Raw genomic sequence first — 14,590 nt, forward strand, 5'->3', positions numbered from 1 at the left:
TGGTCGGTACTGTCTCGCGGGCAGTAGCGGGTCAGCAACAGTACGTTTGTCTGGCTGGACGTCGTTGCACCGTCATGCCCGACGGTCTGCTCGGGTGCCGAGCGGCTGAGCTGCGGACACGATCGTCATGTAATCGACAAGCATCGATGATGTGATGTCGTCCACGGGGGTTACCCGCGAGTACGCCGGCCGCGAGATGGCGTCGGCGGTTGCGGGCTTCCCAAGCGACGTCACGGCCGATACATTGTCGACTATCCATGGGAGCGCTTCCACGGCCACCCCTGGTAACACCGCCACCCCACCGTCGCCGGTGGCCACGCCGCCCCCACGCCGTCCCGCGTCGGTGCGACCACCGGCGGCGCCTCCGACAGGAGCCCGCCATGCGCCATCTGACCCGGCCGGTTCCCGGCCGACCCGGCCGGTCGCCGGTCGCCGACCAGCCCTGGCCCAGGCGAATGCTGGCCGCCGGCATCGCCCTGCTCACCGGCCTGTCCCTCGCCGTCACCGCACCGCCGTCCGGTCCGGCGTCCGCGGCGGCGTCCTTCAACTACGCCGAGGCGTTGCAGAAGTCGCTGCTCTTCTACGAGGCCCAGCAGTCCGGCGAACTGCCCGACTGGAACCGGGTCTCCTGGCGCGGCGACAGTGCCCTCACGGACGGCCGGGACGCCGGGCTGGACCTCACCGGCGGCTGGTACGACGCCGGTGACCACGTGAAGTTCGGCTTCCCGATGGCGTTCAGCGCCACGATGCTCGCCTGGGGGGCGGTGGAGTACCGCAGCGGCTACACCTCCTCCGGCCAACTGCCGCACCTGCTCAACAACCTGCGCTTCGTCAACGACTACTTCATCAAGGCGCACCCGTCGGCCAACGTCCTCTACGGACAGGTCGGCAAGGGCGACGACGACCACAAGTGGTGGGGCCCGGCCGAGGTGATGCCGATGGCGCGGCCCGCGTACAAGATCGATGCGAGCTGCGGCGGCGCGGACCTGGCGGGGGAGACGGCGGCCGCGATGGCCGCGTCCTCGATGGTGTTCCGGCCCACCGATGCGGCCTACGCGGACAAGCTGCTCGGCCACGCCCGGCAGCTCTACACGTTCGCCGACACCGTGCGGAAGGCGTACAGCGAGTGCATCACCGACGCGGCGTCGTTCTACAAGTCGTGGAGCGGCTGGCAGGACGAGCTGGTGTGGGCCGCGATCTGGCTCTACCGGGCCACCGGCGACGCCAGCTATCTGGCCAAGGCCGAGAGTGAGTACGACAAGCTCGGCACCGAGAACCAGAGCACCACCCGCTCCTACAAGTGGACGATCGCCTGGGACAACAAGCAGTTCGGCGCGTACGTGCTGCTGGCCAACCTGACCGGCAAGCAGAAGTACGTCGACGACGCCAACCGCTGGCTGGACTACTGGACCGTCGGGGTGGACGGGCAGCGGGTGCCGTATTCACCCGGCGGGATGGCGGTGCTCGACTCGTGGGGTGCGCTGCGCTACGCGGCCAACACGTCCTTCGCGGCGCTCGTCTACAGCGACAAGACCACCGACACCACACGCAAGGCGCGCTACCACGACTTCGCGGTCCGGCAGATCAACTACGCGCTGGGCGACAACCCGCGCAACTCCAGCTACGTCATCGGGTTCGGCGCCAACTCGCCGAAGAACCCGCACCACCGCACCGCGCACGGCTCCTGGTGGGACAGCCAGACCGTGCCCGTCGAGACCAGGCACACCCTCTACGGCGCGCTCGTCGGCGGCCCGTCCTCGGCAAACGACGCGTACAGCGACAGCCGGTCTGACTACGTGATGAACGAGGTGGCCACCGACTACAACGCCGGCTTCACGTCCGCGCTGGTCCGGCTGACCTCCGAGTACGGCGGCACGCCGCTTGCGAACTTCCCGGTCGCCGAGACGCCGGACATGGACGAGCTGACAGTGGAGACCACTGTGACCCAGGCCGAGCCGCGGGCCACCGGTCTCAAGGTGATGGTCTACAACAAGTCGGCGTTCCCGGCCCGCGCCCTGACGGACGGGAAATTCCGGTACTACTTCCGGCCCGACGGCACCGGCCCGGTCCAGGTCACCGCCGGCTACACGCAGGGCTGCCCGTCCCCGACCACCGCCAAGCAGTACAGCGGTGACATCTGGTACGTCGAGGTGGACTGCACCGGCTACACCATCGCCCCGGCCGGTCAGTCGCAGCACCGGATGGAGGTCCAGTTCAAGATCGGTGTGCCGGAGGGCGGCACCTGGGACCCGACAAACGACCCGTCGTACCAGGCAACCGCCGGGCCCAACCGCAAGGTTCCGCTCTACGCCGGCAGCACCCGGATCTGGGGCGAGGAGCCCGGCCCGGTGGTTCCGGACACCACGGCGCCCACCGTCCCGGGCACCCCGGTGGCGTCGAACCTCGGCCCCCGCACGGTCACCCTGACCTGGACGCCGTCGACCGACAGCGGCGGCAGCGGCCTGGCCGGGTACGACGTCAACGAGTTCATGGTCGGCAACGACGTGGTGGCGACCCGACGCGTCACCGGGAACTCGGTCACCATCTCGACGCTGCTACCCGAGCGGACGTACGAGTACACGATCGTCGCGCGCGACGGCGCGGGCAACACGTCGGCCGCGTCGCCGAAGCTCAGCGTGACCACGCCACCGGCCGGCACCGCCGACACCACAGCGCCGAGCACGCCCGGCACCCCTGTCGCCTCGGCCGTCACCGCCACCGGGCTCACCCTGGCCTGGACCCCGTCCACCGACAACGTGGGTGTCACCGGGTACCGGGTCTACCGCGAGGCGGGCACGACCGACGCGCTCGTCGGCTCACCGACCGGCACCACAGTTGCCGTGACCGGTCTGACGGCCTCCACGGCGTACCAGTTCTACGTGGTGGCCGTCGACGCCGCCGGCAACACCTCCGCGGCGTCCGCGCCGGTCGCGGTGACCACCGCGGCACCGCCGGTCGGCGGCACCTGCTCGGTGGGGTACGCCACCACCGACTGGAGCGCCGGCTTCACCGCCAGCGTCACGATAACCAACACCGGCACCACCGCGATCAACGGCTGGACGCTGCGGTTCAGCTTCGCCGCCGGGCAGACCGTCAGCCAGGGCTGGTCGGCGACGGTCAGCCAGAGTGGCGCGGCGGTCACGGCCACCAACCTGTCCTACAACGGCACCATCGCGCCGGGCGCGTCGGTGAGCTTCGGCTTCAACGGCAACCACACCGGCGGTAACCCGAAGCCGACGGCCTTCACCGTCAACAACACCACCTGCGCGGTCACCTGACTCAACGACGGGGCGTGGCGTGGCCGGTGTGGCGACCGGTCAGGCCACGCCGCGTAGCGCCTAAACATTTCCGAAACTTTTCCGAAACCTCCGCCACCGGGACCGGTCGCGTGATATGAACATTGACTAAGATAAATATCTGACTCAGACGTCCGGTCGTCCCGCCTCGGCGTTCCGGGTGTTGGCCAAGTAAGGAGGCCAAAATGGAAACAAGCCCATCCGTTCATTCCGGCAGAACTCGGCGGCGGCGATCGAACGTCGTCCGAGCGCTGCTCGCCGGCACGTTCAGCGTCGTGACCGTGGCCGCCGTCGCGGTGATGATGCCCTCGGCGAACGCCGCCGCGACCACGCTCGGCGCGGCCGCCGCGCAGTCCGGCCGATACTTCGGCACCGCCATCGCGGCGGGCCGGCTGAGCAATTCCACGTACAGCACGATCGCGGCGCGTGAGTTCAACATGATCACGGCCGAGAACGAGATGAAGCCGGAGGCGACGCAGCCCCAGCGAGGCCAGTTCAACTTCAGCTCCGGTGACCAGATCTACAACTGGGCGACCCAGCGTGGCCTGAAGGTCCGTGGGCACACCCTGGCCTGGCACGCGCAACAGCCGGGGTGGATGCAGAGCCTGAGTGGCAGCAACCTGCGTCAGGCGATGATCGACCACATCAACGGCGTGATGGGCCACTACCGGGGCAAGCTCGCCGCCTGGGACGTGGTCAACGAGGCGTTCAACGAGGACGGCAGCCGCCGCAGCTCCAACCTCCAGGGCACCGGCAACGACTGGATCGAGGTGGCGTTCCGCACCGCGCGGGCGGCCGACCCGTCGGTGAAGCTCTGCTACAACGACTACAACATCGAGAACTGGTCGTACGGCAAGACGCAGGGCGTCTACCGCATGATCCAGGACTTCAAGTCCCGGGGCGTGCCGATCGACTGCGTCGGGTTGCAGACCCACTTCACCGGTGGCAGCTCGCTCCCGAGCAACTTCCAGACCACGCTGGCCAGCTTCGCCGCGCTCGGCGTGGACGTGGCGCTGACTGAGGTCGACGTCACCAACTCCTCCACCACCCAGTACGCCGGGCTGACCCAGGCGTGCCTGAACGTGCCGCGCTGCATCGGCATCACCGTCTGGGGCGTACGTGACAGCGACTCCTGGCGCTCGAACGAGAGCCCGCTGCTCTTCGACGGAAACGGCAACAAGAAGGCCGCCTACAACTCCGTCCTCAACGCCCTCAACGCGGCCCCGCCGACCTCCAGCCCGACGGTGAGCCCGACCACGACCCCGCCACCGAGTGGTGGCGCCGGCCGGATCGTCGGGGTGCAGTCGGGCCGGTGCATCGACGTGCCCAACGCCACGCAGACCAACGGCACCCGGGTCCAGCTCTACGACTGCAACGGCCAGTCGAATCAGCAGTGGACGTACACCAGCGACAAGCAGCTGCGGGTCTACGGCAGCAAGTGCCTGGACGCGAACGGCGCGGCCACCGCCAACGGCACCGGAATCATCATCTGGGACTGCAACAGCGGGGCGAACCAGCAGTGGAACATCAACTCCAACGGCACCATCAGCGGCGTGCAGTCCGGCCGGTGCCTGGACGTCTGGGGCACCGGCAACGGCCAGCAGGTCCAGCTGTACGACTGCCACGGGCAGACCAACCAGCAGTGGCGGACCGACTTCGGCGGCGGCACCACGCCGACCACGCCGCCGCCGACCACCACGCCGCCGCCGACGGGTGGCTGCGCACTCCCGTCGACCTACCGGTGGTCGTCGACCGGCGCGTTGGCCAACCCGCAGAACGGCTGGGTCTCGCTCAAGGACTTCACAAATGTGGTCTACAACGGCAAACACCTGGTCTACGGGTCGTACGTCAACAGCAGCGGCCAGTACAGCTCGATGAACTTCAGCCCCTTCACGAACTGGTCCGACATGGCGTCGGCCGGCCAGACCGGAATGAGTCAGGGCACGGTGGCGCCCACGCTGCTGTACTTCGCCCCGAAGAACATCTGGGTGCTGGCGTACCAGTGGGGACCGACCTCGTTCAGCTACAAGACGTCGAGCGACCCGACGAACGCCAACGGCTGGTCCTCGGCGCAGACGCTGTCCACCGCCACCCTCTCGGACGCTCCGTACGGCGTGATCGACCAGACCCTCATCGGCGACGACCAGAACATGTACCTGTTCTTCGCCGGGGACAACGGCAAGATCTACCGGTCGAGCATGCCGCTGGGGAACTTCCCGGGCAGCTTCGGCTCGACCTACACGACGGTCATGTCGGACTCGACGAACAACCTGTTCGAGGGCGTCGAGGTCTACAAGGTGGCGGGCCAGAACCAGTACCTGATGATCGTCGAGGCGATCGGGAGCCAGGGGCAACGCTACTTCCGGTCGTTCACGTCCACCAGCCTGAGCGGCTCGTGGACCCCGCAGGCCGCCACCGAGAGCAACCCGTTCGCCGGCAAGGCCAACAGTGGCGCGACGTGGACAAACGACATCAGCCACGGTGACCTGGTCCGCACCAACCCCGACCAGACCAAGACCGTCGACGCCTGCAACCTGCAGTTGCTGTACCAGGGCAAGAACCCCAGTGCGGGGGGCGACTACAACCTGCTGCCGTGGCGGCCGGGTGTGTTGACCCTCCAACGCTAGGCGTCACAGGATTCGGAGAACAGGGGCGTGGGCCGCCCCCCCCCGGGGCGGGGCCCCCCCCCCCCGGGGGGGGGGGGGGGGCCCCCCCCGCGGGGCCCGGGGGGGAACCCCCGGGTGGGGGGGGGGGCCCCGGGGGGGGGGGGGGGGGTGGGGGGGGGGGGGGGGGGGGGGGGGGGGGGGGGGGGCGGGGGCGCCGGGGGGGGGGGGGGGGGGGGGGGGGGGGGGGGGGGGGGGGGGGGCGGGCGGGCGGCCCCCCCCCCCCCCCCCCGCCCGGGATCTGCGTCGGGTACCCACTCCGGCGTACCCGGGATAAGCACGCGGGATTCGGGGCAAGGCAGCAGTGTGGTGGAGCTGCTGACCGTAGGGCACGGTACGGCCGACCGGGTGCGGCTGGGGGACCTGCTGACCGGGGCCGGGGTGGCCCTGGTCGTGGACGTGCGCAGGTACCCGGCCAGCCGCACCAACCCGGACGTCCGCCGCGAGGAGCTGGAGCGGTGGCTCCCCGAGTTCGGGATCGACTACCGCTGGGAGCCACGCCTGGGCGGGCGGCGGCACATCCCCTCCGGCGAGCCGGAGCCGGACACCTGGTGGAACGTCGCGGCGTTCCGGGCATACGCCGCCTACACGCGCACGCCGGACTTCGACGCGGCGCTCACCGAGGTGCTGGCCGACGCGACCCGGCGGACCACCGCAGTGATGTGCAGCGAGAGCCTCTGGTGGCGCTGCCACCGTCGACTCATCGCGGACGTCACAGCCCTCGGCCGGGGAATGCCTGTCGCGCACCTCATGCCGGAGGGCCGGACCAGCTCCCACCAGCCCGCCGAGGGTGCCCGTCGGCTCCCCGACGGGCACCTGTGCTGGGACGGCTGACGCGCCCGCTCACTCCACGAGATCGTCGGCGAGCAGGTCCATCAGCAGGCCGTCGTGCCAGCGGCCGTCCTCGCCGCGCTCGTAACGCCGCAGCACACCTACCGGGCGGAAACCCGCCTTGGCGTACGCGCGAATGGCGGCGCTGTTCGCCGCCGCCGGGTCGACCGTGAACCGGTGGTGGCCGTACTCGTCGACGAGGTGCCGGGCCAGGGTGCGGATGGCGTCCCCACCGAGGCCCTCGCCGCGGACCGCCGGGTCGAGGAAGATGTCCAGGCTGGCGTGGCGGTAGTCCGGGTCGGATTCGGCGTACCACTGGATCGCGCCGACCACCCGGCCGTCGTGCTCGATGGCGTACAGGGCCAGGTCGTCGTCGTCGAGGTCGGCGCGGACCGAGTCGGCCAGGTCGTCGCCGCCGCGCCACCACCGGCGTACCTCCGGGGCCGCCCGGATCGCCGCGAGGGCCGGCACGTCCTCGACCGTCGCCGGTCGCAGGGTCACCGCCCGCCCTCGCAGCATCGGCTCAGCCCCGGATCTCGCCGTGCTCGACGCAGATCGCCGACCAGCCGACCGGCAGCACCTGCACCTTCATCCGACGGCGACACGAATGGCAGTAGCGGGGCGGCTCCAACCGGCGGGCCGACGCGCAGCCCGGATGGGCGCCGTCGGTCGCCGGCTCACCGCACCTGTCGCACCACACCTCGGTCGTCGTCATGATCGTCACAGCGTGGCGGAGAGGGCCTTGACAGGCATCTTCAGCTCGTCGAGCAGGTCCAGGTCGGCTGTCGCCGGCCGACCCAGCGTGGTGAGGTAGTTACCGACGATCACCGCGTTGATGCCGCCGAGCAGACCGTCGCGGGTGCCCAGGTCACCGAGGGTGATCTCCCGGCCGCCCGCGTACCGCAGGATGGTGCGCGGCATGGCCAGCCGGAACGCGGCGATGGCCCGCAGCGCGTCCTTGCCCTCCACCACCGGACGGTCGCCCAGCGGCGTCCCGGGGCGGGGGTTCAGGAAGTTGAGCGGCACCTCGTGCGGGTTCAACTCGGCGAGCTGCGCGGCGAACTCCGCCCGCTGCTCGACGGTCTCGCCGAGGCCGAGGATGCCCCCGCAGCACACCTCCATGCCGGAGTCGCGGACCATCCGCAACGTCTCCCAGCGCTCCTCCCAGGAGTGCGTGGTGACCACGTTGGGGAAGTACGACCGGCAGGTCTCCAGGTTGTGGTTGTAGCGGTGCACGCCCATGTCCACAAGGTCGTCGACCTGCTCCTGGGAGAGCATGCCCAGCGACGCGGCGACCTGGATGTCCACCTCGGCCTTGATGGCGGCCACACCCTCGCGCATCTGCTTCATCAGCCGCGCGTCCGGGCCGCGTACCGCCGCGACGATGCAGAACTCGGTCGCCCCGGTCTTCGCGGTCTGCTTCGCCGCCTCGACAAGCGACGGGATGTCCAGCCAGACCGACCGCACCGGAGAGGTGAACAGCCCGGACTGGGAGCAGAAGTGGCAGTCCTCCGGGCAGCCGCCGGTCTTCAGCGAGACGATCCCCTCGACCTCGACCTCCGGGCCGCACCAGCGCATCCGCACGTCGTGGGCGAGTTGGAGGGCTGCGGGCAGGTGCTCGTCGGGCAGACTGAGCACGGCGAGAATGGCGGCCTGGTCGAGGCCGACACCGTCACCCAGGACCTGGGTCCGGGCCTGGTCGAGGATCTCTGGCATGGCTCGTACCCTACAAGGCCTCCCGATCAGCCGGAATGACCCGCCGTCCCCGGGCCCTCGCACCGAGTGGATCCGTCGGGCCGCTGGCGGCGGGTGGTAATTTCGCCCGGCGGGTGTCGGCGTGACCGGCGCGGACAGCGGCGAAGGGGTGACGGTGGCGGACTGGCTGGCGGCGCTCGACCGCCGCGCGGACCTGCGGGCGAAGGCCGGGCTGACCCGGCGGCTGCACCCGCGTCCCGCCGACGACGGCATGACCGACCTGGCCGGCAACGACTACCTCGGCCTGGCCACCCACCCGGAGGTCGCCGGCGCCGCCGCGGCGGCCCTGTCGGCATACGGGCTGGGGGCCACCGGGTCTCGGCTGGTACGCGGCTCGACCGACGCGCACCACGCGCTGGAGGCCGAGCTGGCGGGATGGCTGGGCACCGACGGCGCTCTCGTCTTCTCCTCCGGCTACCTGGCCAACCTCGGCGCGCTGCGGGCCCTCGTGCAACCCCGGACGCTGCTCGTCTCCGACGCGCACAACCACGCGTCGCTCATCGACGGGTGTCGCATCTCGGGCGCGGAGACGGTGGTCACCGCGCACGCCGACGTGGCCGCGGTCGCCGCGGCGCTCGCGGCGGCCCCGGGCCGTCCGGCGGTGGTGGTGACCGAGTCGGTCTTCTCGGTCGACGGTGACCTCGCCCCGGTGACCCGACTGCACGCGGTGGCCCGCCGCCACGGCGCGCTGCTGCTCGTCGACGACGCGCACGCGCTCGGCGTGACAGGTCCGTCAGGCGCCGGTGCGGTCGCCGCCGCCGGGCTGGCCGGCGAACCGGACGTGGTGGTCACCGCCACCCTGTCCAAGGCGCTGGGCGGTGCGGGGGGAGTGGTCGCCGGTCCGGCCGAGTTCGTCAGGCACCTGGTCGAGACCGGGCGTACGTTCATCTTCGACACGGCGCTTCCGCCGGCGGTCGCCGCCGGGGTGCACGCCGCGCTGCGGCTGGCCCGGACCGGGGACGACAGGCGCGCCGAGCTGGCCGATCGGGTGGCGCTGGCGGTCGGTCGGCTGCGCGCCGCCGGGTTGACCGTGTCCGCTCCGGACGCGGCGGTGATCTCGGTGACCGCCCCCGGTCCGGACGCGGCGACCGCGTGGGCCGCCGCCTGCCGGGACCGGGGCGTCGCGGTGGGTTGCTTCCGGCCGCCGTCCACCCCGGACAGCCGGTCCCGCCTGCGGCTCACGGTCAGCGCCGGGGTGCCCCGGGCGGCCTTCGAGCGGGCCCTGGACGTCGTCGTGGAGTGTGCGCCAGTGCCGGCGAGGGATACCGAGGTGGTCGCGTGAGTGCCTGGCAGGGAGTGGTGCTGGTCACCGGCACCGACACCGAGGTCGGCAAGACCGTGGTGACCGCGGCGATCACGGCAGCCGCGCAGGCCGCCGGACTGCGGGTGGCAGTGGTCAAACCGGGCCAGACGGGTACGGCCAGCGGCGAACCGGGTGACGTGGACGCGGTGAACCGGCTCGCCGCGCCGCTGACCGGCCGTACGCTGGCCAGCTACCCGGATCCGCTGGCGCCGCTGGCCGCCGCCCGGGTGGCCGACCTGCCGCCGTTGGAGCTGTACACGGCGGTGGACGCCGTACGCGACGAGACCGACAAGCACGACCTGGTGCTTGTGGAGGGCGCCGGTGGGCTGCTGGTGCCGATGGGCCTGCGCCCGTCGGGCGAGCCGTGGACGATGGCCGACCTGGCGGTGTCGCTCGGCGCGCCAGCGGTGGTGGTCGCCCGCGCCGGCCTGGGCACGCTCAACCACACCGCGCTGACCCTGGAGGCGCTGGACCGGCGGGCGGTGCCGGCGGGCGTGGTGATCGGCGCCTGGCCGGCCACGCCGGAGCTGGTGCACTGGACGAACCTCACCGACCTGGTGCCGAACCTGCTCGGCGCGGTGCCCGACGGCGCCGGCGCGATGGACCCGGGCGTGTTCCGGCGTTCGGCGCCGGGCTGGCTCACCCCGGCCCTGCACGGGGTGCTCGACGACTGGCGGACCTGGGCCGAGGAGAGCAGCTGAACACCCGACTTTCGTCGGTGTCCGGGCAGGTCGGGCGTGGGTAGCCTGACCGCCGTGAGGATTCTGGACCGCCTGGCGGTCGGTGCGCCGCGGCGGGTGTCGCGGTGGCGGCGCCCACTGCTGGACGTGTTGCTCTGGGCGGTGCTCGCCGCCCCGATAGCCGGCGCCAGGTTGAGCCCGCCGTCCCCGCCGTGGGACGTCGCGATGCTTGTCGGTTCGCTGGCGGTGCTGGCGGTGGCTGTGGTGTCGGCGCGGCGCCTGCCGCTTGTCGGACTGCTGCTGGCGGTGCTCGGCTCGTTGGTGGACGGCAACTTCGTCTTCGCGATACCGGTGTTCAGCTATCTGACCGGTCGCCGCAGCGCTGGCGCGACGCCGGCCGCGGTGGTCTTCGGTGTGATCGCGGTCGGCGGCACGGTGCTGAACCTGGGGCTGCTCGGCACCGGCGCGGCCACCTGGTTCCTGCTGGCCTCGGTGCTGCTGTTCGCAGGCGTGTTCCCCTGGCTGGTGGGCCGGTACCGCCGCCAGCAGCGGGAGCTGACCGACGCCGCCCGCCGCCACGTCGAGGCGTCGACCCGCGAGCGGCGGGGCGCCGCCGAGCGGATCCGGTTGCGGGAGCGGGCCCGCATCGCCGAGGAGATGCACGACTCGCTGGGCCACGGCCTCAGCCTGATCGCGTTGCGGGCCGCCGCCCTGGAGCTGGCCGACGACCTGCCGCCGGCGCACCGGGCGGCGGTGGGTGAGCTGCGGGCCAGTGTGGCGGCGGCGACCGAGCGGCTGCACGACATCATCGGGGTGCTGCGCGAGGAGGGCCGCCCGGCCGGCGTCGCGCCGGTGGGGGAGACAGTCGTCGACCTGGTCAACGGGGCGCGGGAGGCCGGGATGGCGGTCCGGTTGGACGTCGAGGCCGGCGCCGCCGAGGCGCCCGGGATGACCGGGGCCGCCGCGCACCGGGTGGTCCGGGAGGCGCTCACCAACGCGGCCCGGTACGCCCCGGGCGCACCGGTCACCGTCACGCTCGCCCCCGAAGGGGACGGGATCGAGGTGCGGGTACGCAACGGGCCGTCGCCCGCCGACCGGCCGCCCGTACCGGCGTCCTCGGGCAGCGGGCTGCTCGCCCTCGCCGAGCGGGTACGGCTGGCCGGCGGCGTGCTGGACACCGGCCCGTGCCCCGACGGTGGTTTCCGGGTGCGGGCCCGGCTGCCCCTGCCCGCCGACCCGTCCACAAACGTGCCGGCCGGAGGGTGGTCCGCGGCTCCCCTCGACCCGGACGCGGGTGACGACGACTGTGGGATCGAGCGGCGGCTCGGTGAGGCCCGCCGCCGGGTCCGGCGCAGCCTGGTGACCGCGCTCGCCGCCCCGGCCGGTCTGGCGCTGGTGCTGTCGCTCGTCTACTACCCGTTCGCCACGGCCGGCACGGTGCTGAGCGAGTCGGTGTACGACCGGATGCGGCCCGGCACCCCACGCGCCGACCTGCCCGGGTTGCCCCGCCGACAGCTCACCGGGCCGCTCGGGACGTCGGAGCCGGGCTGCGAGTACTACACCGACGGCAATTTCCCGCTCGCCGCGCCGACGTGGCGGCTCTGCTTCACCGACGGCCGGCTGGCCAGCAAGGAGCGGATCACGCAGTGATCACCGAAACGACCGGACCCGTGCGGGTGGTCCTCGCCGACGACGAGGCGATGATCCGGGTGGGTGTCCGGGCCATCCTCGCCACCGATCCCGGCATCGAGGTGGTCGCCGAGGCCGGCGACGGGCACAGGGCGGTGGAGCTGGTCCGTGCGCACCGGCCCCGGGTGGCGTTGCTGGACATCCGGATGCCGAGGCTGGACGGGCTGTCCGCCGCCGCCGAGATCCGCCGGGTCGTGCCGGAGACCGCGACGATCCTGCTGACCACGTTCGGCGAGGACGACCACGTGGCCCGGGCGCTCGGGCACGGCGCCAACGGGTTCCTGCTCAAGGCCGGCGACCCGCGTGAGCTGATCGCCGGCGTGCACGCGGTCGCCGACGGCGGGGCGTACCTGTCGCCGCGGGTGGCCCGGCGGGTGATCGAGCTGGGCGCGGGGCGGTTGGCCCGTCGACCGGCCGCGCGGGACCGGACCGCCGGGTTGACCGAGCGGGAACGGGAGGTGCTGGCGCTGGTCGGGGCGGGGCTGTCCAACGCGGAGATCGCCCGCCGGCTGCACCTGGTGGAGGGCACTGTGAAGAGCTACCTGACAAGCATCTTCACCCGGCTGGGCGTGCGGAACCGGGTGCAGGCGGCGATCCTCGCGTACGAGGCGGGGCTGGTCGACGGCTGAGCGGGGGCCGGTCCGGCCCCCGCTCAGCGACTCAGGCGTCGCGCCGGCGCAGCGCGGCACGGCCCAGCAGCAGCGCCGCTGCGGCCCATCCGGCGAGCAGGAGCAGCCCGACCGCTGCGGGGTACGGGTCGGTGTCGCCGGCCAGGAAGTGCCCGCCGGCCACCCCGGGGAACACGTCGGCGATCCGGTTGAGCACGGCGATGTCCGGCTCCTGCAGGGACAGCGGCACGATCATCAGGGTGGCGAGGAGCACGATGATCGTGAGCACCGCGCTGCGCAGCGCCGCACCGAGACCCAACGCGAGGACGCCGACAAGCGCCAGGTAGGTGGCCACCGCCACGACGTCGCCGATCGTGTCGGCTGCCGGCGCGGTGCCCCACTCGCCGAGGACGGGCCGGGCGACCACTGTGCCGACACCGCCCAGCAGCAGCCCGAGCACGAATGTCACCGCGCCGGCGACCACGGCCTTGGCCAGCAGTACGCGACCGCGCGACGGGGTGCACTGCAGGGTGGTCCGGATGGTGCCGCTTGTGAACTCGGCGGTGACCGCCAGCAGGCCCAGCGCCAGCACCGCGTACTGGGTCAGCTCGACCGCGTCGATCACCACACTGCCGACGGTGACGACACCCGCGTTGTCGGTGAGGTCGTCGTTGGTGTTGCCGTTGGCGACGTAGATGGCCAGCTGCCCGGCGCTCGCCGCCATCAGCAGCAGTCCGGCCAGGACGGTCCACCAGGTGCTCCGGACCGAGGAGAGCTTGGTCCACTCGGCGGCCACCGCGCCGCGCAGAGAGCCGTTCATCGGGCGCCACCTCCGGTCGGGCCGCCCGCGTACTCGACGCTGTCGGCGGTCAGCTCCATGAACGCCTGCTCCAGCGAGGCGCCGTGCGCGCTCAGCTCGTGCAGTCGTACCCCCAGCTCGTGTGCCAGGTCGCCGACGCGGTCGGCGGTGGTGCCGGTGACGGTCAGCTCGTCCGGGCCGGCCGGCTCGACGGTGGCCCCGGCGGCGGTGAGGTGCGCGGCCAGGGTGGCCAGGGCGTCCGGGTGCGGACTGCGGACGCGGACCGCCACCCCGCTGCCGGCGATCACCTCGGCGACGGGGGCGTCGGCGAGCAGCCGGCCCCGGCCGATCACCACGAGCTGGTCGGCGCTGAGCTGCATCTCGCTCATCAGATGGCTGGAGACGAAGACGGTACGTCCCTCGTCGGCCAGGGTCCGGGTGAGCTGGCGCACCCAGCGCACCCCGTCCGGGTCGAGGCCGTTGACCGGCTCGTCGAACATCAGCACCGGCGGGTCGCCGAGCAGCGCGCCGGCGATGCCGAGCCGTTGGCCCATGCCGAGCGACAGGGTCCGGCCGGGTTTCCCGGCGGCCGGTCCGTCCAGCCCGACGATGTCCAGCACCTCGTCGACCCGTCCGGCCGGGATCCCGTTGCTGCGGGCCATGGCCAGGAGGTGCGCCCGTCCGGACCGGGCCGGGTGGATGGCGCGGGCGTCGAGAAGCGCGCCCACCTCGCGCAGCGGCTGGCGCATCTCCAGGTACGGCCGTCCGCCGACGAGGGCCTGCCCGGCGGTGGGCCGGTCCAGCCCGAGGATCATCCGCATGGTGGTGGACTTGCCGGCGCCGTTGGGGCCGAGGAACCCGGTGACCCGGCCGGGTGCGACGTCGACGGTCAGGGCGTCGACAGCGACCGTCGCACCGAACCGTTTCGTCAACCCACGTAATGTGATCATGCGGTGACGGTAGGCG

At 72.3% G+C, this 14,590-nt stretch carries 12 protein-coding genes; 7 read left to right on the plus strand and 5 right to left on the minus strand.

Features of this window, described 5'->3' with window-relative positions:
• The first annotated feature begins 380 nt into the window (after positions 1-380).
• The 3 genes from ACFY1S_RS05815 to ACFY1S_RS05825 all read left to right on the plus strand — a co-directional run bounded on the left by ACFY1S_RS05815 (position 381) and on the right by ACFY1S_RS05825 (position 6,793).
• A complete protein-coding gene (locus ACFY1S_RS05815; protein WP_387113214.1) occupies positions 381-3,278 on the plus strand; it encodes a glycoside hydrolase family 9 protein in 2,898 nt (965 codons plus the stop codon).
• 203 nt (positions 3,279-3,481) lie between these two features.
• Positions 3,482-5,923 (plus strand): non-reducing end alpha-L-arabinofuranosidase family hydrolase, encoded by a 2,442-nt coding sequence (locus ACFY1S_RS05820; RefSeq protein ID WP_387113216.1) that lies wholly within the window; start codon positions 3,482-3,484, stop codon positions 5,921-5,923.
• A gap of 345 nt (positions 5,924-6,268) precedes the next feature.
• Positions 6,269-6,793, plus strand: a complete 525-nt coding sequence (locus tag ACFY1S_RS05825; protein WP_387113218.1) for a DUF488 family protein — start codon at positions 6,269-6,271, stop codon at positions 6,791-6,793.
• A 9-nt stretch (positions 6,794-6,802) separates the two neighbouring features.
• Here ACFY1S_RS05825 and ACFY1S_RS05830 read toward each other — a convergent pair whose 3' ends face one another.
• Genes ACFY1S_RS05830 through bioB form a run of 3 tightly spaced genes read right to left on the minus strand, consistent with a single transcriptional unit; the run spans position 6,803 to position 8,506 of the window.
• Positions 6,803-7,309 carry a GNAT family N-acetyltransferase gene (locus ACFY1S_RS05830; RefSeq protein WP_387113220.1) on the minus strand — a complete coding sequence of 169 codons (507 nt, stop codon included), beginning with the start codon at positions 7,307-7,309 and terminating at the stop codon, positions 6,803-6,805.
• A 4-nt stretch (positions 7,310-7,313) separates the two neighbouring features.
• Positions 7,314-7,505, minus strand: coding sequence for a hypothetical protein (locus tag ACFY1S_RS05835; protein WP_387113222.1), 192 nt, complete (start codon positions 7,503-7,505; stop codon positions 7,314-7,316).
• A gap of 5 nt (positions 7,506-7,510) precedes the next feature.
• A complete protein-coding gene (gene bioB, locus ACFY1S_RS05840; RefSeq protein WP_387113224.1) occupies positions 7,511-8,506 on the minus strand; it encodes a biotin synthase BioB in 996 nt (331 codons plus the stop codon).
• A 154-nt stretch (positions 8,507-8,660) separates the two neighbouring features.
• Here bioB and ACFY1S_RS05845 point away from each other — a divergent pair, with 154 nt between their 5' ends.
• From ACFY1S_RS05845 to ACFY1S_RS05860, 4 genes are read left to right on the plus strand one after another with little or no spacing between them, the layout of a single operon-like run.
• The gene (locus ACFY1S_RS05845; RefSeq protein WP_387114325.1) at positions 8,661-9,827 is read left to right on the plus strand and encodes an 8-amino-7-oxononanoate synthase; all 1,167 of its coding nucleotides are present in this window, start codon (positions 8,661-8,663) and stop codon (positions 9,825-9,827) included.
• A 17-nt stretch (positions 9,828-9,844) separates the two neighbouring features.
• Complete coding sequence (gene bioD / locus ACFY1S_RS05850; protein WP_364375032.1) at positions 9,845-10,549, plus strand: dethiobiotin synthase; 705 nt, start codon at positions 9,845-9,847, stop codon at positions 10,547-10,549.
• A 54-nt stretch (positions 10,550-10,603) separates the two neighbouring features.
• Positions 10,604-12,178: a sensor histidine kinase gene (locus ACFY1S_RS05855; RefSeq protein WP_387113226.1), complete on the plus strand. Its 1,575-nt coding sequence runs from the start codon at positions 10,604-10,606 to the stop codon at positions 12,176-12,178.
• The gene (locus tag ACFY1S_RS05860) at positions 12,175-12,846 is read left to right on the plus strand and encodes a response regulator (RefSeq protein WP_387113228.1); all 672 of its coding nucleotides are present in this window, start codon (positions 12,175-12,177) and stop codon (positions 12,844-12,846) included. Before ACFY1S_RS05855 ends, ACFY1S_RS05860 begins: the two co-directional genes overlap by 4 nt.
• A gap of 31 nt (positions 12,847-12,877) precedes the next feature.
• Here the strand turns inward: ACFY1S_RS05860 and ACFY1S_RS05865 are convergent, their stop codons facing one another.
• Together ACFY1S_RS05865 and ACFY1S_RS05870 are read right to left on the minus strand one after the other, a co-directional pair.
• On the minus strand, positions 12,878-13,645 hold the full coding sequence (locus ACFY1S_RS05865; protein ID WP_387113230.1) for an ABC transporter permease subunit: 768 nt from the start codon (positions 13,643-13,645) through the stop codon (positions 12,878-12,880).
• Complete coding sequence (locus tag ACFY1S_RS05870; RefSeq protein ID WP_387113232.1) at positions 13,642-14,574, minus strand: ABC transporter ATP-binding protein; 933 nt, start codon at positions 14,572-14,574, stop codon at positions 13,642-13,644. The genes ACFY1S_RS05865 and ACFY1S_RS05870 overlap by 4 nt, the downstream gene beginning before the upstream one ends.
• Positions 14,575-14,590 lie beyond the last annotated feature (16 nt).

It is taken from the genome of Micromonospora sp. NPDC000663 (assembly GCF_042898105.1).
Lineage (GTDB): Bacteria > Actinomycetota > Actinomycetes > Mycobacteriales > Micromonosporaceae > Micromonospora.

What these genes read in the sequence shown, in the direction of transcription:
- ACFY1S_RS05815 (WP_387113214.1), top strand. Translation starts at nt 381, where the DNA reads ATGCGCCATCTGACCCGGCCGGTTCCCGGCCGACCCGGCCGGTCGCCG.
- ACFY1S_RS05820 (WP_387113216.1), top strand. Translation starts at nt 3,482, where the DNA reads ATGGAAACAAGCCCATCCGTTCATTCCGGCAGAACTCGGCGGCGGCGA.
- ACFY1S_RS05830 (WP_387113220.1), bottom strand. Translation starts at nt 7,309, where the DNA reads ATGCTGCGAGGGCGGGCGGTGACCCTGCGACCGGCGACGGTCGAGGAC.
- ACFY1S_RS05835 (WP_387113222.1), bottom strand. Translation starts at nt 7,505, where the DNA reads ATGACGACGACCGAGGTGTGGTGCGACAGGTGCGGTGAGCCGGCGACC.
- bioB (WP_387113224.1), bottom strand. Translation starts at nt 8,506, where the DNA reads ATGCCAGAGATCCTCGACCAGGCCCGGACCCAGGTCCTGGGTGACGGT.
- ACFY1S_RS05865 (WP_387113230.1), bottom strand. Translation starts at nt 13,645, where the DNA reads ATGAACGGCTCTCTGCGCGGCGCGGTGGCCGCCGAGTGGACCAAGCTC.
- ACFY1S_RS05870 (WP_387113232.1), bottom strand. Translation starts at nt 14,574, where the DNA reads ATGATCACATTACGTGGGTTGACGAAACGGTTCGGTGCGACGGTCGCT.